The sequence below is a fragment of the Cellulomonas sp. P1_C4 genome, from assembly GCF_056406355.1.
Window position 1 is genome coordinate 1 of sequence record NZ_JBFUAI010000011.1, and the last position, 20,922, is coordinate 20,922.

Sequence of the window (20,922 nt, forward strand, 5' to 3'; positions counted from 1 at the left end):
GAATTGTGGCACCCGCCCCCCACGGAGGTGAAGAAACGGACACCAATCTCAACCAAGACCCACCACCTCAGCACCCACACCCCAAACAGGGCATGACCACCTCTGATAGCGAGCCATATGGCATCGACTATTTGGCACACTGTTGAGTTCTCAAGGAACAGACGCGCATCCCTCCAGGCCTTTCAACCTGTCCGGAGGCAACCGTTCTAACTTAGCGGAGCGGCCCCTCCGCGTCAAACCCCCTCGTCAGAGGGTGTTTGTTGCGGTGGGAACCAGAGGTTCCGCTTCCGGACGCTCCACGCTGACCGACGATAAGATCGCCGGTCGAAGCTTCCGATGTGGTCTACCCGGGGGACCAGCCACTGCGGTTCGATCCGCGGTGTCCGTTCCTCCCTGCCGGGCGACATCGAGAACATTACGCAGCGTTCGGCGCAGGTGGCAAATCCGCGGCCGGTGACGCGGGTCACGTGGGCTCGCGGGGCGCTGACCTGCGCGAACGCTCAGTAGAGCGCGTTGGCCATGGCTCGGCGTGCGGCGATGACGCGGGGGTCGTCGCCGCCGATCACCTCGAACAGGTCCACCAGGCGTACGCGGACACGTTCGCGCTCCGGGCCGGCGGTGGCACGCAGCAGGTCGATGAGTCGCGCGAAGGCGTCGTCCACCTTGCCGCCGAGGATGTCGAGGTCGGCGACGGCCAGCTGCGCGTCGACGTCGCCGGGGTCCGCTGCGGCTGCGGCGCGTGCGGCCTGGAGGTCCGCGTCGCGTGTCCGGGCGAGGAGGCCGACCTGAGCCAGGCCGGCTCGGGCCTCGGCGTCGCGGGGGTTCTCCTTGAGCGCCTGCTCGTAGGCGGCTGTCGCGGCGGCGAGGTCGTCGCGCTCGATCGCGTCGTAGGCGGCCTGGTGCAGGGGCGGGAGCTCGGGCTCGGGCTCCTCCTGCGGCGGCTGCTCCCCCGTGCTCGGGGTGGCTCGGCCCGTGATGCCGTTCGCCTCGGCGGCGGCAAGGACCTGGTCGAGGACGGCGCGAACCTGGTCGGGCGGGTAGGCGCCCTGAAAGAGCGGGAGCGGCTGGCCGGCCAGGACGGCGACGACCGTCGGCACGCTCTGCGCCTGGAACGCCTGGGCGATCTGCGGGTTGGCCTCAGCGTCGATCCGCGCCAGCAGCCAGCGGCCGGCGTCCTCGTCGGCGAGCGCGGCGAGGTCGGCGGCGACCGTTGCGCTCGCCTCGCTCCGCGGCGACCAGAGGACGACGACGACCGGGTACTGCGTCGACGACTGCACCAGCGCCGGGAACGACCCCTCGTCCACGTCGACCACGTACGTGCCGGGCGACGGCAGGCCGCCGGGGGTCCCCGGGGCGGGGGTCGCGGGACGGTTGAGCGTCGACAGGTCGACTGCTCCGCGGACGTCGAGGCGGGGGCGGGGTCCGGTGGGCTGGGACATGCGTCGTCTTCCTTCGGGGCCTGCTGCGGTCGGGTCGGGTCGGGTCAGAACAGCTCAGTCGTGCGGCGCTGCGGTGTCACTCGGCCGTCGCCGACGTCACGGCGTGCTCCGCGGCGAGGAGCAGCACCTGCGCGCCGCTGTCCGCCGGGGGCACGTACATGACGAGGACGTCGGTGAAGGTACGGACGAAGTTGCTGCCACCGCTCTGCTTGCCGGTGAGCGCTGCGTAGAACGGGTCGGAGATCGGGATCGTCCCACCCGCAACCGTCAGCGTCACGGTGGACACGGTGGTGAGCTGTCCGACGACGATCGCGCCGCCGTCGACCGTACCGAGGGAGACGGTGGGTGCAGGCTCCGCCGTATAGGTCTCGGTCGCGGTGCCGGCCGCCTGCACGCCCGCTGCCGTCGCCGCCCGCGCCGCCTCGATGCTCGACCGGAACGTGTCCGGGGCGAAGGTGGCGGCGAACGTCGACGCGTCGCCGTTGGCGAGCACGTCGGCGTACTGCTGCAACGCCTCGGTGGGGGTCACCACGAGGCCGGTCGCGTCCGGGGCCAGGACCGGGCTGCCCGTCGCGGGGGCCGCCGTGGCCGGCATCTGGACGCCCGCGCCCATGCGTCCCCAGCCCCAGAGGCGGTAGGGATCGCGCGGGGCGTTCTGCTGCATCACCAGGATGCGCGGGGCCTGCAGGTCGTCGGGCTGCTTGGTGACGACCAGCTGAGTCCGCGGCCACACATCGGTCTGCGGCACGATCAGGGCCTGGGCGTCCGTCGGAAGCGCCGTCGGAGGCTTCGCGCCCGCCGTCGCCGTGGCGCGCACGTACTCCGCGGTGCGCACGGCCAGGGCCGGGCCCTCCACGCGCGGCGGGAGCTGGGCGGGGTCGAGCCCCGCGTCCGCGGAGGCCAGGACGGCGCCGAGGTCGGTGAGGACGTCCTGCGACTGCACGACCGTCGTGGCTGCCGGCGCCACCGCGGGCACGGGTTCGGGCGCAGGCTGCGGGAGCGGGGTGGAGCACGCGGCAAGCCCGAGGAGCAGCACGCTGCCGAGGGCGGCGAGGAGGCGGCGGGATCGCGGGCTGCGGGTCATCGTCCGTCCTCCTTCGTCGTGTCGTCCGTGGGCTGGGTGCCGGCAGTGCCGTCAGCACTCGAGGAGTCCGCGTCGGTCGGCGGGAGTCCCCAGGCGCGGCGCCAGGCGTCGGCGCGCGAGCCCGCGTGGGCGGTCTCTTCCACCGGCGCGGGTGGCTGTTCTGCCGGGACGATCCAGGTGGGACGGCCCGCGTGCACCGGTTCGGCGTCGGGTCCCGAGGGGGAACCCGGCCGGAGCTTCGCGCCGGGCGGCGGGGGGACAGCCGACCACGCCGCGGGTCCCCGGGGGACCGAGGCGGGGGTGGGTGCGGCGGGGGTGGGGACCGGAGCCGTGGTCGGGACCGGGGCCGTGGCGACATGCGCCCAKGACGGGCGGCCGTGCGGGGTGGTGCCCGGCTCGGTGGGCGCGGCGCCTGGCTGAGCGGGATCGGCGCCCGGCTGAGCGGGGGCGTCCGACCGGGTGGTTGCGGTGCCCGACTGGGTAGGTGCGGTGCCGCGCTCGGCGTCGCCTGGCGTAGCCGGGGTGGTGCCCGACTGAGTCGGTGCGGTGCCCGGCTTGGCGTCGCCCGGCTTGGCGTCACCAGCCTTGGCATCGCCTGGCTTGGTCGGTGCGGTACCCGACTGAGTCGGTGCGGTGCCCGGCTTGGCGTCGCCTGGCTTGGCCGGCGTGGCGCCCGACTGCGCGAGTGCGGTGCCTGGCTTAGCCGGCGTGGTGCCCGACTGTGGCGGTGCGGTGCTCGGCTCGGCCGGGGCGGTGCCGGGCTGCGCGGGAGCAGTCGCCCGGGCGGCCGTCGTGGCGCCTGCGGCCGAGGCGGTCGGTGTCCAGCCTGCGGAAGCCGGCACGGCGGACGGAGCGGAGGACGCTGGAACGGCCGGGACCGAGCCGGTCGGCGGGCGCAGGTCGCGACGGCTGGTCACCACCGGGACCGGCGTCGACGTCGGTGCTGGGTCCACGGTGCCCTGCTGCCCGGAGTCGGGCGCGGGCACGCGAGGGATGGAGCCCGTGCGCGGCTTGTTCGCGCGGGCCTGCTCGGCTTCGCGCAGCTGGCGGCGGGTCAGGACGGGCACGGCATCGACATCGCCCACGGCGACGGCCGGGATCGCGCCGGTGTTCACGGGGTGCCACACCGGCTCGTCAAGCCCGGCGCGGCGGCGGCGGACGTCCCGCAGGAGCAGCCAGGCAGCCAGCAGGACGAGCAGGGTTCCGAGGAGGACGCACGGCCACAGCCACGGCGTCGTCACCACGCGGGGCCACTCGAGGGCCAGCGTCGGGGCGGACTCGCCGGTGCTGACGGCGAGAAGGCTCCAGCGCCCCTCCTGGGCGGGCCACTCCAGCTCGGCGGAGCCCGTCCCGGTGACCTCCGCTACCCACAGGTCGGAGCCGGTCGGGTCGGCGACGGGCACCTCGGCGGCCGCCGCACCCTCCGAGGGGGCCGGGGTCGCCGCGTCGGCCGGCGGTGCCGCTGGCGAGTCCGTGGGTGCGGGCGCCGGTGCTGCGACGTCGTCGACGGCCAGCGCGTGCCAGTCGGACAGTCCCGTCACCGTGCCGTGCGCGTCGGTGCCCACCCAGCCGGCGACATCGGTGTCCCGGCCGATGGCAAGGACGACGTTGCCGTCGTCGGGCACGGTCACCTTGACCGTCACAGGATCGCCGCCGAGCTCGAGCACACCCGGCTCGGTGACGAGCGTGTGGGGTCCGCCCGACGTCGTCGCGACGAGGACGTCGTCGGCCCGCCACACCGTCGCGGACGCGATGCCGAGACCGATGACGACCAGTCCGACGACGCCGACGGCGGCGATGATCAGTCGCTTGAGCACGCAGGATCCTCCAGGGAGCGAAAAACCCAGGATAGGCAGAGGCGCACGTGACGGCCGAACCGGGACCGAGTGGACGGATCGGCGCAGGTGTGCGTCGGAGGGCCGACCCCCGTCCCCGGCACCATGAACACGCGTATCCTGTCCGGCGGACTCCCGAAGTCGACGAGCGCCTCGACCGAGGCAGCTCGCACGGGGTCACAGTGCCCAGGAGGACTGCTCGTGCCCGACGCCCGGACCCCCTTCCCCGTCGTCAACTTCCGTGGATACGAACGTGAAGCCGTCGACGCCCGCATCAGCGGGCTCGAGAAGGCCCTCGCGGACGCCCGCGCCCAGGTCGAGTCGCTCGACGGCCGCGCCATGCAGGTGGCCGGCGAGCTGTCGGAGGCGCACCGCCAGCTCCGTGAGGCCGAGCGTCCGACCTACTCGGGGCTCGGGTCGCGCATCGAGCAGCTGCTGCGGTCCGCCGAGGAGCAGTCGTCGGACGTCGTGACGCAGGCCAACGCGCAGGCGGCCGACGCCCTCGCGCGCGCCAAGCTCTCTTCCGGTCAGCTGCGTGCGCGCGCCGAGAACGAGGTCGCCGAGCTCGTCGCCACCGCCCGCCGCGAGGCCGACGAGGTCCGCACCACGGCGTCGGCAGAGGCCGAGAGCACCCTGACCGCCGCGCAGCGTCGCGCGGAGGAGCTCGTGGGGTCCGCCGAGCGCGAGGCTGCCCGCATCCAGAGCGCCATCACGACCGAGGAGAGCGAGCGGCGCAGCTCCCTCGAGCGCGAGCTCGGCACGCTGCGCGCGAGCGTCGAGCACGAGGCCACGCAGCTGCGCGTCGCGACCGAGCGGACCGCGAGCGAGCTGCGGTCACGCGCCGAGATCGAGACCGCCGCGCAGCGCGAGGACGCCGAGCGCTACGCGCAGGACCTGCGCCAGAGCGCCGACGCCGACACCACCGAGCTCCGCCAGCGGGTGGAGGGCGAGCTGGCCGCGGCGCGCGTCGAGGTCGACCGGTACGTCGCGCAGCAGCGCAGCGACGCCGCGGCCGAGGTCGGTGCCGCGCGGCAGCAGGCCGCCGAGGAGGTCACCTCGCTGCGGGTGCAGACCCAGGAGTACGCCGACGGGTTGCGAGCAGCCGCCGAGCGTGACGCCGCCGCGCTGCAGCAGCGCGTGGCCGCCGAGGTCGCGGCCCTGCGGGTCGAGGCCGAGCAGTACGCGGCCTTCGTCCGTGCGCAGGCCGAGCGCGAGACCGGCGAGCTGCGCTCGAAGACGTCCGACGAGCTCGCGGCGGCGCGGGCCGACGCCGAGCAGGTCGTCGTCGCCCTGCGCGGAGACTCCGAGCGGTATGCGGCCGACCTGCGGGCGCAGGCCGAGCGCGAGACCGGCGAGCTCCGCGAGCGGGCCGCGCACGAGACGACGCACCTGCGCGATGTCACGGCGCGCGAGGCTGCCGAGCTGCAGGAGGTCACCGCGCGCGAGACCGGTGAGCTGCGCGCAGCCGCCGACCGCGAGACGGCCGAGCTGCGCGAGCGCACCCGGCTCGAGACCGAGCGCGCACTCACCGACGCGCGCCGAGCGGCCGCCGAGCTGACCGCGTCGGCGAAGGCTCACGCCGACGAGCTGGTGCGGTCCGCCGAGCAGCAGCTCGCGGACGCCGAGCTGACCATCGCGTCCCGCCGCGAGGCCGCCGAGCGCGAGGACGCCGAGCGTCACGAGAACGCGCGAGCCGAGACCGAGCGCCTGGTGCGCGACGCGGAGGCGCACGCGGCCGAGGCCGAGCAGCGGGTGGCCAAGGCGCTGGCACAGGCGGACAAGGTGCGCACGGACGCCGAGCACCACGCGAAGGAGCTCATCTCCAACGCGCGCAAGAACGCCGACCGCGTGGTCGCCGAGGCGCGCGAGCACGCCGAGAAGCAGATCTCCGACGCCATGATCGAGTCGGAGCGCGAGCGCACGTCGGCCACGCGGCAGGTCGAGGACCTCAACCGCCAGCGCGAGTCGATCACTTCCTACCTCGACGAGCTGCGCAACCTGCTCGGCCACAACCCCGACCGCGCGACGCTCGAGCGGGCATCGCGGGCCGAGGCGGCGTTCGAGAAGGAGCAGAAGGCTGCGCCGGCTCCGGCCAAGGCGCCCGCCAAGGGTGCCGACGCGCCGACGCCCGCGAAGCCCGCCCGCCCGACGTCGCGACCGACGAAGTCGCGTCCCGCCCCCGTCTCGGCGGCCGTTCCCGTCGTCGCGGAGCCCGATGCGTCCGACGAGACGAAGCCCGGGCCCGAGGCCGTCGTGGAGAAGTCCGACGTGGTCGTCGAGAAGACCGACGTCACGGACGAGCACACCGGTGCCGACGCCCACGACGAGCAGCCGGCCGAGAAGGACGACGCAGCCGCGCCGACCCGTTGACGGGCACGTCGGAAGGGCAACCGGTGACCGATCAGACGTCGTCCGACGCCGCCCGGTGGCGCGAGGAGCGTCGGGCGGCCGCGGCCGCGCACGGTGAGCTGCTGGCCGAGCGCCAGCGCGCCGAGTCCGCGCGGGCGCAGGAGCTGATCGACGCGTTCCTGGTGCGGGTCACGAGCTCCGGGCCGCAGCCGGTCGGGCTCTCGGCGCGCAGCTACGACGGTCGAGCGCGGTACAAGACGCCGCTGACCGGGTGGTACCTGCGGCGGGACGAGACCGTCGCGATCGACACGGCCGGCAAGTTCTACGTGCTCACCACGCCCTCGAGCCTGGCCGCGCGGTTCCGCGGGGTCACGCCCGAGCCGTCCGCTCCCCCGCTGGTGATCGGCGCGGGCGGCAAGGACGGCGAGTCGCTGGACATGTCCGAGGCGCTGACGCGGGTGCTGGGTCGCTAGCGGCAGAGGACGCAGCCGCTAGCGGCAGAGGACGCAGCCGCTAGCGGCAGGGGACGCAGCCGGTAGCGGCCAGGGTCTTTTCTGCGCGTTAAGCAGAGTCGGTGGCCTGGGCCAGATCGGCGATGGCTGCCGCGACGGCGGCGGGCTGCTCCACGGCCGACAGGTGCCCGGCGTGCGGGATCACGACGAGGCGCGCCTCCGATGCGGTGGCGACGAGGTGCTCGGCGGCCTCGACCGGCGTGACCGTGTCTTCGTCGCCGACCACGACCAGAACGGGTCCGCGGTAGGCGCCGAGCACCTCCGACCGATCGGGGCGTGCCGCCATCGCTCGCTGCGACCAGGCGACGCCCACGGGTTCCTGCTGGTCGATCCAGCGGCCGACCTCGTCGGCAATCTCGGGCCCCGCCGCCCGGGTCGTCTCTCCCACGAGCGACGACGCCATCGGTCGGACCGCGTCGACCGTGCCGGTCGCGTCCACCTCCCCGGCGATGCGGAGCCGGTTGGCGTGCGCCTCGGGGGCGTCGGCGGTGGACTTCGTGTCCACGAGCGCGAGCCCCGCGACCAGGCCAGGGTGCCGCTCGAGCAGAGCGAGCGCGACGTAGCCGCCCATCGACAGGCCGGCGATCACCGCGCGCTCGATGCCGGCCGCGCGCAGGGTCGTCGCGACGTCGTCGGCAGACGCCTCGAGCGCGGGCCCGGGCAGGTCGTCCGCCCGGCCCGGCGTGCCGAGCAGGTCGACCGCGTGCACCGCGCGTCCCGCCGGAATCGCGGCCGCCACGGCGTCCCACATCCGGTGGTCGAGCGGGAACCCGTGCAGCAGGACGACCGGCAGGCCGTCGCCGTCCTCGCGGTAGGTGTGCAGGCTCATGCGTCGTCCTCCGCCGTCGTGCTCGGGCCGGCCCAGTGCGTGGGCAGCGGGACCTCGTGGTCGGGCAGCACGTGCCCGACGATCTCGTCGAGCACCCGCCGGACCGCGGTCTCGCCGACCCACAGGTGCTTGGCACCGTCGACACCGATCACCTCGGCCTGCGAGACGCGCGCGAACCGACGTCGTGCCTCGTCCGGGCGCAGGTAGTCGTCGAGCTCGGGGACCAGGACCACCAGCGGCTTGCCGAACTMCGCCCAGGCGTCGAGGTCCGCGTCCGTGGCCCGGTGCAGCGGCGGCGACAGGAGGATCGCGCCCTCGATCGACGGGTCACGGCCGTGCATGAGCACGAGCTCCGTGCCGAACGACCAGCCGACCAGCCAGCGCTTCGGCAGGTCGTGGAACTCGGCGAACTCGATCGCGGCGTGCACGTCGAACCGCTCGGCGACGCCGCCGTCGAACGCGCCGCCGCTGGTACCGCGGGGGCTGGCCGTGCCGCGCGTGTTGAAGCGGAGGACGGCGAGGTCGGCGAGCGCGGGCAGGCGCCACGCGGCCTTCCGGTAGACGTGCGAGTCCATGTAGCCGCCGTGGGTCGGCAGCGGGTGCAGCGTCACCAGCGTCGCGACCGGTGGCTTCTCGGCCGGCCGTGCCAGCTCGCCGACGAGCGTGAGGCCGTCGGCGGTGTGCAGCTCGACGTCCTGGCGGACGGCCGGCAGGACCGTGAGCGAGCGGATGAGTCCGGGATCGGTCGTGTTCGTGGTCATCGGGACGAGCCTAGGCCGCGCTCGGCGAGGGCACCCGCGAGGTCGAGCACGTCGGCCACGCCGTCGTCGGCGTTGGAGCCGCACCGCTGCGTCGCGGCCGCGAGGACCGTCGGGTGCGCGTTGGCCACGGCGAAGGACACGCCCGCCCAGCCGAGCATCGACAGGTCGTTCGGGGCGTCACCGACGGCCCAGACGTCCTGCGGGTCGATGCCTCGGGCCGCGGACCAGTCGGCGAGCGTCGCGGCCTTGGTCACTCCCGGGCCGGAGATCTCGCCCAGGCCGACGGCGCCCGAGTCCGACACGATCGCCAGGTCGCCGACGACGGTCGCCAGCTCGGTGGCAAACGCGTCGGTGGTCGGCCGCGTGGTGCGCACGAGCAGCTTGTAGGTCGACGATCCGAGCACGTCCTCGATCCGGTCGGCCGTCGGGCTGCCCGGCGGTACGTGGTGCGTGGAGCGGAACCGGGTCTCGTACGCGAAGCCGTCGGCACTCTCGGCGGCGAGGTGCACCTCCTCCGGGCCTCCCCAGGCCGCGCGGACGCGATCGGCGATGCGCCCGACGGTGTGCGGCGGCATCCCGTGCTCCGCAAGCACCCTGCCCGTGCCGACCTCCAGGACGGCGGCGCCGTTGGCGCAGATGGCGACGCCGTGGCCGGCGACGTGCGGCGCCAGGTCGCGCAGCCAGCGTGGCGGTCGGGCCGTCACGAAGACGACCTCGATGCCGGCGTCGGCGGCGCGCACCAGGGCCGCGGCCGTGCGCGCGGACAGCGAGCCGTCGGGGCGCAGGAGGGTGCCGTCGAGGTCGGTGGCGAGGATCCGCGGGGCACGCAGGGTGGGGGTCATCGGCGGGTGGGTCCGCGGCGGGCGCGGGCCTGCCAGCACGACGTGTGCCAGTGCCGACGGTCGTCGAGGGCCTCGCCGAACAGCCCGTCGGTCCGCCACGCCACGACGTGGGCCGTGCCCGGGGTCACCAGCTGGTCGCAGCCGGGGCAGCGGAACTCGCGGTCGGAGCCGCGGACCTGCTGGACGACCCACTCGCCGTCCGTCGCGGACTCGGAGCGTCGGCCGCCGGTCGCCCGGTCGAGGTCGAGCTCGACGTGCTCGGCGCCGTACGGCCGCTTCGTCGATCGTCGTCCCACGCCCCCATCCTCCCCCACGGCTGCGCGACGTCCGCACGATCGAGCGCCCCGACGACCGGATGTGCGGACGCCGGGCGGCGGGTGGAACGCGGAGGTCCGCACTCGTGAGGGTCAGGGGCCTATCGAGTGCGGACGTTAGGAGGGGTGCGCGCGGACGTCCGCACTCGTGCGGGGCAGGATCCCCTCGAATGCGGACGTTAGGAGGTGTGCGCGCGGAGGTCCGCACTGGTGCGGAACAGGGCCTCATCGAGTGCGGACGTTGGGCGGGGTGGCATGCGGACGTCCGCTCTCGTGGGGGTCTTGGGCCCATCGAGTACGGACGTTGGTGGTGCAGACGGCGACGGCCGAGCTCCCCGGAAGGGGGCTCGGCCGTCGGCGGGCGGTGTCAGAGGGCCGCGGAGTCCGGGGTCGGGATGGTGCCGGTGCGCAGGAGCTCGCGGTACCAGCGGCCCGAGTCCTTGACCGTGCGCTCGAGGGTCTCGTAGTCGACGCGGACGACGCCGAAGCGGCGGTCGTAGCCGTAGGACCACTCGAAGTTGTCCATCAGCGACCAGACGAAGTAGCCGCGCACGTCGGCGCCGCGCTCGATGGCCTCGCCGACGGCGTCGATGTGGTCGTGCAGGTAGGCGACGCGGTCGGCGTCGTGGACGCGGCCGTCGGGGCTGACCTCGTCGTAGAACGCGGCGCCGTTCTCGGTGATGGCCATCGGCACGCTCGGGTAGCGCTCGTGCACGTCGAGGAGCAGGTCGACGAGGCCCTGCGGCTCGATGTTCCAGCCCATCGCGGTGTACGGGCCGGGCTGCGGCAGGAACTCGACGTTCGTCGCGCCGACCCACGGGCTGTTCTCCGACGAGCGGTGCCCGTCGGGACCCGGGGTGCCGTCGCCGCCCGCGGGCGTGCCCTGCTGCACGCGGCCGGTCGAGTAGTAGTTGATGCCCAGCAGGGCGAGCGGGACCTGGATGAGGTCGAGGTCGCCGTCGAGGACGAAGGACCAGTCGGTGATCGCCTCGGTGTCGGCGAAGACCTCCTTGGGGTACTCGCCGTCGAGCATCGGGCGCAGGAAGACCTCGTTGGCGATCGTGTCGATGCGGCGCTTTGCCTCGACGTCCTCCGGCGAGTCGGTCGCGGCGCGCGTCACGTGCAGGTTCAGGGTCACCGAGATCGGGGTGTCCTGGCCGAGCACGTCCTTGATCGCCCGACCGGCGAGCCCGTGCGCCAGGTTGAGGTGGTGCACCGCGGCGAGGGCCTTGGCGTCGTCGGTGACGCCGGGGGCGTGCACGCCGGACGCGTAACCGAGGAACGCCGAGCACCACGGCTCGTTGAGCGTGGTCCACAGGTGGATGCGGTCGCCGAGCACCTCGGCGAGCTTGCGCGCGTACTTCTCGAAGTTGAGCGCCGTCTGGCGGTTGGCCCAGCCGCCCTCGTCCTCGAGGGGCTGCGGGAGGTCCCAGTGGTAGAGCGTGGCGACGGGCTTGATGCCCGCGGCGATGAGGCGGTCCGCGAGGTCGACGTAGAAGTCGAGGCCCGCCTGGTTGAACTCGCCCGAGCCGGTCGGCTGCACGCGCGGCCACGCGATGGAGAACCGGTACGCCTGCAGACCGAGGTCCTGCATGATCGCGACGTCTTCCGGGACCCGGTGGTAGTGGTCGGCTGCGACATCACCCGTGTCGCCGTCGAGCACCTTGCCCGGCGTCCGGGAGAACGTGTCCCAGATGGACGGCAGGCGGCCGTCCTCGTCGAAGGCGCCCTCGATCTGGTAGGACGCGGTGGCCGAGCCCCAGAGGAAGTCGGCGGGGAACTGGCGGCCGGAGGGGCGCGTCGTCGGCATGGGGTGGTCCTTCGGTCGGGCGGATGGTCGCGGTGGCCCGGGAGACCGTGGGAGCGCAGCCATGCAACTACCGGACGGTCGGGTCACCGGAAGATCGAATCGATACGATACACGGCTACGGCCCGGTGCGACAGGTGGGCAGGGATGCCCGGTGCCGGCACCCTGCCGCGCGGGCTCTCAGTCGATCGTGAGCGTGAGGACGTCCTGGCCGGCGTCGGCGGTGCCCGCCGGACCACCGCTCACGGCGGCCGACCAGGCGGCGTCCGTGCCTCGCGCCTCGATGCGGACGGTCGACCCGTCGCGCGTCACGACGAAGCTCGCGTCGCCCACGCGCGTGACGGAGCGGTGCCCGTCGGCGAGCTCGAACAGGCGCAGCGTGACGCCGTCGGCCCACGCGTAGTCCGGACGGTCGTCGCGCGCGCCGACGGGCAGCACCGAGTCGGGGCGGACGTAGAGGGGCAGCGACAGGGCGTCGTGCCGCTCGCGGAACCAGCGGGGTCCGGCGACGACCTCGCCGGTGAGCAGCGAGGTCCAGGTGCCCTCGGGCACGTAGACGTCGACCCCGCCGTCTTCCGCGAACACCGGCGCGACCAGCAGGGTGTCGCCGAGCATGTACTGCGTGTCGACGCCGGCGACGCCCGGGTCGTCGGGGAACTCGAGCACCATCGGCCGCATGACCGGCAGCCCGTGCTCGTGGGCGTCCTGCCCGAGCCGGGCCAGGTAGGGCATCAGGGAGAGCTTGAGGCGCGTGAACAGCCGCGCGACGTCGACGGCCTCCTCGTCGAAGGCCCACGGCACCCGGTAGGAGTCGGAGCCGTGCAGGCGGCTGTGCGACGAGAGCAGGCCGAACGCCAGCCACCGCTTGAACACGTCGGCGTCCGGCGTGCCCTCGAAGCCGCCGATGTCGTGGCTCCAGAACCCGAAGCCCGACGACGCCAGCGACAGGCCGCCGCGCAGCGTCTCCGCCATCGACTCGAACGTCGACTCGCTGTCGCCGCCCCAGTGCACGGGGAACTGCTGGCCGCCCGCGGTGGCCGACCGGGCGAACAGGACGGCCTCGCCCTCGCCTCGCTCGGCCTCGAGCAGGTCGAAGACCGCCCGGTTGTACAGGTGCGTGTAGTGGTTGTGCATGCGCTCGGGGTCGGAGCCGTCGTGCCAGACCACGTCGGTGGGGATCCGCTCGCCGAAGTCGGTCTTGAACGCGTCCACGCCCTGGGCCAGCAGCCGGCGCAGGTAGCCCTGGTACCAGGTCACCGCGTCCGGGTTGGTGAAGTCGACCAGCGCCATGCCGGACTGCCACTGGTCCGTCTGCCAGACCGAGCCGTCGCCGCGGGTGACCAGGTAGCCGGCCGCCCGGCCCTCCTCGAACAGGGCGGACCGCTGCGCGATGTACGGGTTGATCCAGACGCAGACCTTCAGGCCCTTGGCGTGCAGCCGGGCCAGAAGGCCCTCCGGGTCCGGGAACGTCGCGGGGTCCCAGGTGAAGTCGGTCCAGTGGTACGCCCGCATCCAGAAGCAGTCGAAGTGGAAGACGCTCAGCGGCAGCCCGCGCTCGGCCATGCCGTCGACGAACGACATCACGGTGGCCTCGTCGTACTGCGTGGTGAACGAGGTCGAGAGCCACAGCCCGTACGACCAGGCGGGGACCTGGGCCGGGCGGCCGGTCAGGGCTGTGTACCGGCGGAGCACGTCCTTGGGCGTCGGCCCGTGGATGACGTAGTACTGCAGCGACTCCCCCGGCACCGAGAACTGCGTGCGCGACACCGCCTCGGAGCCCACCTCGAACGAGACCCGCCCGGGGTGGTCGACGAACACGCCGTAGCCGGCGTCGGAGAAGAAGAACGGGACGTTCTTGTAGGCCAGCTCGCTGGACGTGCCGCCGTCCTCGTTCCAGATGTCGACCGACTGCCCGTTCTTCACCAGCGGTCCGAACCGCTCGCCCAGGCCGTAGACGTGCTCGCGGACCCCGAGCGTCAGCTGCTCGTGCACGTACGCGTCGCCGCGGGCGTCGGTGACCACGCCGACGGACCGGGCGGTCGACGACGTGAGGACACGGCCGTCCGCCTCGAACTCGACGCGCCAGGGGCCCCGGGTCGAGACCCGCGCGGTCAGGCCGCCGGCCCGGAAGGTCGCGACGCCGTCGGCAGCAGCCTCGGCCTCCACAACCGTGACCTCCGCCGTCGCGTGGGCCACGTCGAAGGACGGGCCCCGGTCGACGCCGCCGAGGTGGTGCTCGATCCGCACTCCGATCACGTCGTCCATCGGGCTGTGGAACGAGACCGTCACGAGCGCCTTGTTGAGCGTGTCCCCGCGCGACGTCAGCGGCACCGTCGAGGCGAACACCGTGAGGGTGTCCTCGCCGACGACGACGTCGGCCACATCCCGAGGGCGCAGGACCGTGACGCCGGGAAGGTGCTGCCAGTAGCCGTCCGTGAACTTCATCGGGTCGCCTTCGCGTAGTGGGTGGTTCATCGAAGCGTTTCGATGACGAGAATACGGTAGGGGCCTCGGGGAACACTGTCCAGGACGGGCCGGTCGCGGCCGCCGCTTCGACGGCGGTTCGACTCCCTAGGGTGGGCCCGGCGGGCGACGAGGGGATGATCCGATGGCGACGATCGACGACGTGGCGCGGGCCGCGGGAGTCTCCGTGTCCACCGTCTCCTACACGTTCTCCGGCAAGCGGCCCATCTCCGCCGAGACCCGCGCCCGCGTCGAGCGGGCCGTCCGCGAGCTCGACTACCGACCGCACGCCGGCGCCCGGGCGCTGGCCTCGCAGCGCACCCAGGTGCTGGCCCTCATGGCGCCGCTGCGCGTCGACGTCAACGTCGGCGTCATCATGCAGTTCGTCACGGGCGTGGTCACGCGGGCCGGGTCGTACAAGCACGACGTCCTGCTGCTCACGCAGGACGACCACGACGGAATCGAGCGGGTCGCGGCCGGGTCGATGGTCGACGCCGTGATCATGATGGACGTCGAGGCGGAGGACCCCCGGCTGGCCATCCTGCGCCGGCAGCGGCAGCCCGCCGTGCTCATCGGCCTGCCGCGCGACGCCACCGGGTTCTCCTGCGTCGACCTCGACTTCGAGTCGGTCGGGCGCACGGCGGTCGACCACCTCGCCGGGCTCGGGCACCGGCAGATCGCGCTCATCGGTTCCCCGCGGGCGGTGCTGAGCCGCCGCACCACCTACGCCGCGCGCCTGGTGCGCGGGTTCACGCAGGAGGCCACGCGCCTCGGCATCGACTCGGTGTTCGAGACCTGCGAGTCGTCGCACAGCGGCGCGGTCGAGGCCGTCGACCGGGTGCTGGCGGCTCTGCCGGGCGTGACCGCGCTCATCGTCCACAACGAGGTCGCGCTGCCGGCCGTGCTGGAGACGTTGCGCGCCCGCGGCAAGGAGGTGCCCGGCGACGTCTCCGTGGTCGCGGTCTGCCCGCAGGACGTGGCCCTCGGGCAGACCCAGCCGCTCACGGCCGTGGACATCCCCGCGCACACCATCGGCAGCGTCGCCGTCGACATGGCGATCGGCCGGCTCACCGGGGACGAACCCGCGGAGACCCGCCTGCTCGCGCCGGTGCTCACGACGCGCACCAGCACCGCCGCGCCAAGGGGATAGCGGCCGTGGCGGGGGGCGCCGACCTGCGGTGATGCCCTAGACCCAGGCTCCGCCGCGCAGCACGCGGACCGGCCGGAGGTCGTCGTCGGTCACGACGAGGTCCGCACGGCGGCCCGCCGCGAGCGCCCCGAGGTCGCGCCGACCCAGGACGTCGGCGGGGGTGGTCGCGGCGGCGAGGACGGCGTCCTCCAGCGGGATGCCGGCGGCGACGACGTTGCGCACGACGTCGAGCAGGTGGGCGACCCCTCCCGCGATCGCGCCGGGCCGACCCGTGTCGTCGACGACGCGCGCGACGCCGTCCGCGACCGCGACCTCCATGGGACCGAGCCGGTACGCGCCGTCGGGCATGCCCGCGGCCGCCATCGCGTCCGTGACCAGCGCGACCGACCCGGCGCCCAGCAGGTCGAAGACCGAGCGGACGGTCCCGTCGGCCAGGTGGGTCCCGTCGGCGACGAGCTCCACCACCAGCTCCCCTCGGGCGGCGGCCGCCAGGCACGCGGCGATCGGTCCGGGGTCGCGGTGGTGCAGGGGGCGCATGCCGTTGAACAGGTGCGTGGCGGTCAGGCGACCGTTGCGGCGTGCGGCCAGCAGGTCGAAACCGCGATCGACCGCCTCGTCCACCTGCTCCGCCGACGCGTCGGTGTGCCCGATCGACGGCACCGCGCCCACGTCGACCAGGGCCTCGATGGCCTGCTCTGCGCCGGGCACCTCGGGCGCCACGGTCATGGTCACCAGGTGCCCGCCTGCGGCCTCGGCGATCCGCCGGACGAGCCCGGCGTCGCCCGCCTGCATGTCCGCGGGGTTCTGCGCGCCGCAGCGGTCCGCCGACAGGAACGGCCCCTCGAGGTGGATGCCGACGATCTCGCCGGCGTCCGCCAGGCCGGCGAGCAGGGCCGCGCGCTCGAGCAGGACGTCCGCCGGGGCCGTGACCAGCGACGCCACCAGGCTCGTCGTGCCGTGCCGGCGGTGCTCGTCGACCGCACGCCGGGCGTCGTCGGCGTCGACCGCGTCCGGGAAGCTCGCGCCGCCCCCGCCGTGGCAGTGCAGGTCCACCAGTCCCGGGAGGATCGTGGTGCCGCTCGGCTCCGGGGCCCGCCACCCGGGCGGCAGGCGGTCGACCGGGCCGACCCAGACGAGGGTGGTGCCGTCGACGACCACGACCCCGTCGTCGATCACGCCTCGGGGGGTGACGAGCCGACCGCGCAGGACGAGGGAGGTGTCGGTGCTCACGAGGCAATCCTTCCCCATGGCAGCGCTGCTCCCTGCGCGGCGGACCACGGTTCGCGCCGGAGATGCACCCGACCGGTCCACCACCGCGCGACCCCGGCGCCGATCGCACCCTCGGCAGCGGCGACGAGCGCGAACCACGGGTTGGCGGCCAGGAGGTTCACCATCGCGCAGAGTGCGACCGACAGGACCGCGCCGACCACCGCGAAGGCCGCGACGTGCACCCACTCCCGCGACGAGCTCTGAAGCAGGTTCACGAGCACGAGGCCGGCCGGTATGCCGACCAGGCCGACCGGCACGCAGGCCACCACGAGCGCCACGAACAGCAGGTAGAAGCCGCTAGGCCCGTCGTCCGACGCGCCGTTGCGACGGACTAGAAGAGGCGGGAGCCCGAGTCGTCGACGCCCTTCATGGCGTCGTAGTCGAGCACCAGGCAGCCGATGCCGCGGTCGGTGGCCAGCACGCGCGCCTGAGGCTTGATCTCCTGCGCGGCGAACACCCCGCGGACGGGCGCCAGGTGCGGGTCGCGGTTGAGCAGCTCGAGGTAGCGGGTCAGCTGCTCCACGCCGTCGATGTCCCCGCGGCGCTTGATCTCGACAGCGACGGTGCCGCCGGAGGGGTCCTTGGCCAGGATGTCGACCGGGCCGATCGCCGTCGGGTACTCGCGGCGGACCAGCGTGTGCCCCGTGCCGAGCAGGATGATCTGCGCGGCGAGCAGCTCCTGGAGGTGGGCCTCGACGCCGTCCTTGACCAGGCCCGGGTCGACGCCCAGCTCGTGCGCCGAGTCGTGCTGCACGCCGTAGAGGTCGATCTCGAGGCGGTCGTCGGACTTCTGGTGCTGGACGGTCCAGACCTGCGTCACCCCGGCGGCCCGGGCCTCGTCGGACGGCTCCGAGACCGCGAGTGTGCACGGCGGGCTCATCCAGTTGAGCGGCTTGTACGAGCCGCCGTCCGAGTGCAGCAGCACGCTGCCGTCGGACTTCACCACGAGCAGGCGCGTGGCCAGCGGGAGGTGGGCGTTGAGGCGACCGCTGTAGCGCGCGGAGCAGGACGCGACGACGAGACGCATCGGATGTCTTCCAGACTGTGCAGAAGGAGGGGTCAGATGACCGAGCCGACGCGCGACGGCGTCGCCTCGATCCACGACGTGAGGCCGGCGTACGCCTCGGCGCTCATGAGCAGCTGCACCGTCTCGGTGGAGGAGCCCGGCCGGCACGTCACGACGACCTGGCCGGCGCCGTGCTCGCGGCGCTCCACCACGGTGAGGCCCACGCGCTGCCAGCGCGCACGGGGTCGCGTGGCCAGGGAGCGGTACCGCCACCAGTAGAGCCGGTCGGCGCCGTACTGCGCGACGCCGGACGACCAGGGCCCGTCGGCGGTGCGGCCGACCGCGCAGGAGAACGAGCCGACGCGGCGGTTCAGGGTGTGCACCCGGGAGAACCAGAGTGCGGCGACGGCGAGCAGCAGGACGACGACCACACACCCGAGTGTGACGACGACGCCGCTCACCGTCGCGACGACCTAGTGCGCGGCCGGCGTCGCGGGGCGGGCGCCCTCGACGACGTTGTCGGCGACGATGGTCAGGTGGTTCGAGTCGAAGGACAGGAAACCGCCCTCGACCTGCCAGCGCTTGGGCTGCGCACCCTGCGTGGGGAACACGCGGAGCTCGCCGGGCTGGAGCACGGACAGCACGGGCTCGTGACCGGCCAGGATGCCGATGTCACCCTCGCCCGCCTTGGCCGAGACCATGTAGGCAGTACCGGACCACAGCTTGCCCGCGGTCGCGACGATCTCGACCTCGATCTCAGCCACAGGACCCTCCTTCGATGATGTGCGGGACTACGTGCATCGCGGGGCGCCGTCCATGACAGCGCCCCGCGACGGGCATCGTCAGACGCCGTAGTCCTTCTGGATGCGGGCCCAGTTGCGCTCGAGGTCCTCGAGGCCACCGATGTTGAAGAAGGCCTGCTCGGCGATGTGGTCGAACTCGCCGTCGGCGATCTTGCCGAAGGCCTCGACCGTCTCCGTGAGCGGCACCGTCGAGCCGACGACGCCCGTGAACTTCTCGGCCATGTACGTGTTCTGCGAGAGGAACTGCTGGATGCGACGGGCGCGTGCGACGACCGTCTTGTCCTCCTCCGACAGCTCGTCGACGCCGAGGATCGCGATGATGTCCTGGAGCTCCTTGTTGCGCTGCAGGATCGACTTCACACGGGTCGCGGCGTCGTAGTGCGCCTGGCCGACGTAGCGCGGGTCGAGGATCCGGCTGGTGGAGGTCAGCGGGTCCACGGCGGGGTACAGGCCGCGCGACGCGATCTCGCGCGACAGCTCCGTCGTCGCGTCGAGGTGCGCGAACGTCGTGGCGGGGGCGGGGTCGGTGTAGTCGTCGGCCGGCACGTAGATCGCCTGCAGCGAGGTGATCGAGTGGCCGCGCGTCGAGGTGATGCGCTCCTGGAGGATGCCCATCTCGTCGGCGAGGTTCGGCTGGTAGCCGACGGCGGACGGCATGCGGCCGAGCAGCGTCGACACCTCGGAGCCGGCCTGCGTGAACCGGAAGATGTTGTCGATGAAGAGCAGCACGTCCTGCTTCTGCACGTCGCGGAAGTACTCCGCCATCGTCAGGGCCGACAGGGCGACGCGCAGACGCGTGCCCGGCGGCTCGTCCATCTGGCCGAAGACGAGCGCCGTCTTGTCGAAGACGCCGGCCTCCTCCATCTCGACGATGAGGTCGTTGCCCTCACGGGTGCGCTCGCCGACACCGGCGAACACCGACACACCACCGTGGTTGAGCGCGACGCGCTGGATCATCTCCTGGATGAGGACCGTCTTGCCGACGCCCGCACCCCCGAAGAGGCCGATCTTCCCGCCGAGCACGTACGGCGTGAGCAGGTCGATGACCTTGATGCCGGTCTCGAACATCTGGGTCTTCGACTCGAGCTGGTCGAAGGCCGGGGGCTTGCGGTGGATGGGCCAGCGCTCGGTGATCTCGAGCTTCTCGCCCTCCTTGAGGTTGAGCACCTCGCCGATGACGTTGAAGACGTGGCCCTTGGTGACGTCGCCGACGGGCACGGAGATCGCCTCGCCGGTGTCGCGCACCAGCGCGCCGCGGACCAGGCCGTCGGTCGGCTTGAGCGCGATGGCGCGGATGAGCGAGTCGCCGAGGTGCTGGGCGACCTCGAGGGTCATCGTCGTCGCGCCCTCGGCCTCGCCCTCGCCCTGCGCCGACAGGTCGATGTCGACCTTGAGGGCGTTGTAGATCTCGGGGATCTGGTCGGACGGGAACTCGATGTCGACGACGGGGCCGATGACCCGCGCGACCCGACCCACGCCAGGACCGGACGCGTGCTGGACAGCAGCTTCGGTAGTGGTAGCAGTCATGGTGTTTCTCCGGTTCGTCTCTGTGCGGACGTAGTCGTCAGGAGGCGAGCGCGTCGGCGCCCGACACGATCTCGCTGATCTCTTGGGTGATCTCGGCCTGGCGGGCCTGGTTGGCGAGCCGGGTGTACATGCGCACCAGGTCCTCGGCGTTCTCGGTCGCGGTGTGCATCGCCCGCTGACGGGCGGCGAGCTCGGAGGCCGCGGCCTGCAGGAGGCAGGTGTAGATGCGGCTGCGCACGTACATCGGCAGCAGCGCGTCCAGCACGGCCTCCGGCGACGGCTCGAACTCGTACAGCGGCGGCACCTCGTTCTCGTCGCGCGCCTCGACGCCCTCGACGATCTCGAGCGGGAGCAGCCGGATCACGCGCGGCGTCTGCGACACCATGTTCTTGAAGTTCGTGAACACGACGTGCAGCTCCGCGACGCCACCTTGGTCGACCGGTGCCTCGAACGCCGCGAGCAGCGTCTCGGCGATCTCGGTGGCGGTGTCGACGGACGGCGCGTCCGAGTTGCCCGACCACTGCTCCGCGAGCTCACGACCGCGGAACGCGTAGTACGAGATGGCGCGGCGACCGACGGCGTAGACCACCGGCTCCTTGCCCGCCTCGGTGAGGCGACCGATGAGGCGCTCGGCCTCGCGGATCGCGCTCGCCGAGTACGCACCGGCCATGCCGCGGTCCGACGTCACGACGAGGACCGCGACCCGCTTGGTGTCCGTCCGCTCGGTGACGAGCGGGTGGGTCACGTTGGAGTGCGTGGCCACGGCCGACACCGCACGGGTCAGCGCCCGGGAGTACGGCGTCGCCGCCGTCACCCGGTCCCGCGCCTTGCCGATGCGCGAGGCAGCGATGAGCTCCATCGCGCGGAAGATCTTCTTCAGCGACTGTGTCGACCGGATCCGCTGCCGGTAGACGCGCTGCTGACCTGCCACG

Annotated in this window: 19 protein-coding genes; 3 read left to right on the forward strand and 16 right to left on the reverse strand. The window is 73.1% G+C overall.

Annotated features, from left to right (window positions below; all coding sequences use genetic code 11):
- Positions 1 to 500: 500 nt before the first annotated feature.
- The 3 genes from AC1DYZ_RS10090 to AC1DYZ_RS10100 all read right to left on the reverse strand — a co-directional run bounded on the left by AC1DYZ_RS10090 (position 501) and on the right by AC1DYZ_RS10100 (position 4,340).
- Positions 501 to 1,439, reverse strand: coding sequence for a co-chaperone YbbN (locus AC1DYZ_RS10090; RefSeq protein ID WP_477065067.1), 939 nt, complete (start codon positions 1,437 to 1,439; stop codon positions 501 to 503).
- A 76-nt stretch (positions 1,440 to 1,515) separates the two neighbouring features.
- Positions 1,516 to 2,523: a DUF8094 domain-containing protein gene (locus tag AC1DYZ_RS10095; protein ID WP_477065068.1), complete on the reverse strand. Its 1,008-nt coding sequence runs from the start codon at positions 2,521 to 2,523 to the stop codon at positions 1,516 to 1,518.
- On the reverse strand, positions 2,520 to 4,340 hold the full coding sequence (locus AC1DYZ_RS10100) for a hypothetical protein (protein WP_477065069.1): 1,821 nt from the start codon (positions 4,338 to 4,340) through the stop codon (positions 2,520 to 2,522). Before AC1DYZ_RS10100 ends, AC1DYZ_RS10095 begins: the two co-directional genes overlap by 4 nt.
- A 219-nt stretch (positions 4,341 to 4,559) precedes the next feature.
- Here AC1DYZ_RS10100 and AC1DYZ_RS10105 point away from each other — a divergent pair, with 219 nt between their 5' ends.
- Positions 4,560 to 6,728, forward strand: coding sequence for a coiled-coil domain-containing protein (locus AC1DYZ_RS10105; RefSeq protein WP_477065070.1), 2,169 nt, complete (start codon positions 4,560 to 4,562; stop codon positions 6,726 to 6,728).
- Between the two features lie 23 nt (positions 6,729 to 6,751).
- Positions 6,752 to 7,180: a hypothetical protein gene (locus AC1DYZ_RS10110; RefSeq protein WP_477065071.1), complete on the forward strand. Its 429-nt coding sequence runs from the start codon at positions 6,752 to 6,754 to the stop codon at positions 7,178 to 7,180.
- Positions 7,181 to 7,268: 88 nt separating this feature from the next.
- Here AC1DYZ_RS10110 and AC1DYZ_RS10115 read toward each other — a convergent pair whose 3' ends face one another.
- The 6 genes from AC1DYZ_RS10115 to yicI form a co-directional block, all read right to left on the reverse strand.
- Entirely contained in the window at positions 7,269 to 8,048 is a 780-nt protein-coding gene (locus AC1DYZ_RS10115) for an alpha/beta fold hydrolase (protein ID WP_477065072.1), read from the reverse strand.
- Positions 8,045 to 8,809 carry an alpha/beta hydrolase gene (locus tag AC1DYZ_RS10120; protein ID WP_477065073.1) on the reverse strand — a complete coding sequence of 255 codons (765 nt, stop codon included), beginning with the start codon at positions 8,807 to 8,809 and terminating at the stop codon, positions 8,045 to 8,047. Before AC1DYZ_RS10120 ends, AC1DYZ_RS10115 begins: the two co-directional genes overlap by 4 nt.
- Positions 8,806 to 9,651, reverse strand: a complete 846-nt coding sequence (locus tag AC1DYZ_RS10125; protein ID WP_477065074.1) for an HAD family hydrolase — start codon at positions 9,649 to 9,651, stop codon at positions 8,806 to 8,808. Before AC1DYZ_RS10125 ends, AC1DYZ_RS10120 begins: the two co-directional genes overlap by 4 nt.
- On the reverse strand, positions 9,648 to 9,947 hold the full coding sequence (locus AC1DYZ_RS10130) for a hypothetical protein (protein ID WP_477065075.1): 300 nt from the start codon (positions 9,945 to 9,947) through the stop codon (positions 9,648 to 9,650). The genes AC1DYZ_RS10125 and AC1DYZ_RS10130 overlap by 4 nt, the downstream gene beginning before the upstream one ends.
- A gap of 385 nt (positions 9,948 to 10,332) precedes the next feature.
- The gene (locus tag AC1DYZ_RS10135) at positions 10,333 to 11,775 is read right to left on the reverse strand and encodes a GH1 family beta-glucosidase (RefSeq protein ID WP_477065076.1); all 1,443 of its coding nucleotides are present in this window, start codon (positions 11,773 to 11,775) and stop codon (positions 10,333 to 10,335) included.
- 177 nt (positions 11,776 to 11,952) lie between these two features.
- Positions 11,953 to 14,217 carry an alpha-xylosidase gene (yicI, locus tag AC1DYZ_RS10140; RefSeq protein WP_477065077.1) on the reverse strand — a complete coding sequence of 755 codons (2,265 nt, stop codon included), beginning with the start codon at positions 14,215 to 14,217 and terminating at the stop codon, positions 11,953 to 11,955.
- A gap of 163 nt (positions 14,218 to 14,380) precedes the next feature.
- Here yicI and AC1DYZ_RS10145 point away from each other — a divergent pair, with 163 nt between their 5' ends.
- Positions 14,381 to 15,385, forward strand: coding sequence for a LacI family DNA-binding transcriptional regulator (locus AC1DYZ_RS10145; protein ID WP_477065078.1), 1,005 nt, complete (start codon positions 14,381 to 14,383; stop codon positions 15,383 to 15,385).
- Positions 15,386 to 15,421: 36 nt separating this feature from the next.
- On the opposite strand, the gene AC1DYZ_RS10150 is transcribed toward AC1DYZ_RS10145, so the two are convergent.
- From AC1DYZ_RS10150 to AC1DYZ_RS10180, 7 genes are all read right to left on the reverse strand, one after another.
- Positions 15,422 to 16,633, reverse strand: a complete 1,212-nt coding sequence (locus AC1DYZ_RS10150) for an N-acetylglucosamine-6-phosphate deacetylase (RefSeq protein WP_477065079.1) — start codon at positions 16,631 to 16,633, stop codon at positions 15,422 to 15,424.
- A complete protein-coding gene (locus tag AC1DYZ_RS10155; protein WP_477065080.1) occupies positions 16,612 to 16,932 on the reverse strand; it encodes a hypothetical protein in 321 nt (106 codons plus the stop codon). The genes AC1DYZ_RS10150 and AC1DYZ_RS10155 overlap by 22 nt, the downstream gene beginning before the upstream one ends.
- Positions 16,933 to 16,985: 53 nt before the next feature.
- A complete protein-coding gene (nucS, locus tag AC1DYZ_RS10160) occupies positions 16,986 to 17,681 on the reverse strand; it encodes an endonuclease NucS (RefSeq protein ID WP_477065081.1) in 696 nt (231 codons plus the stop codon).
- A gap of 32 nt (positions 17,682 to 17,713) precedes the next feature.
- The gene (locus AC1DYZ_RS10165; RefSeq protein ID WP_477065082.1) at positions 17,714 to 18,091 is read right to left on the reverse strand and encodes a DUF2550 family protein; all 378 of its coding nucleotides are present in this window, start codon (positions 18,089 to 18,091) and stop codon (positions 17,714 to 17,716) included.
- 42 nt (positions 18,092 to 18,133) lie between these two features.
- On the reverse strand, positions 18,134 to 18,424 hold the full coding sequence (locus tag AC1DYZ_RS10170) for a F0F1 ATP synthase subunit epsilon (RefSeq protein WP_477065083.1): 291 nt from the start codon (positions 18,422 to 18,424) through the stop codon (positions 18,134 to 18,136).
- 78 nt (positions 18,425 to 18,502) lie between these two features.
- Entirely contained in the window at positions 18,503 to 19,990 is a 1,488-nt protein-coding gene (gene atpD / locus AC1DYZ_RS10175; RefSeq protein WP_477065084.1) for a F0F1 ATP synthase subunit beta, read from the reverse strand.
- Positions 19,991 to 20,027: 37 nt separating this feature from the next.
- A complete protein-coding gene (locus AC1DYZ_RS10180) occupies positions 20,028 to 20,921 on the reverse strand; it encodes a F0F1 ATP synthase subunit gamma (protein ID WP_477065085.1) in 894 nt (297 codons plus the stop codon).
- Between the last annotated feature and the right edge of the window lies 1 nt (position 20,922).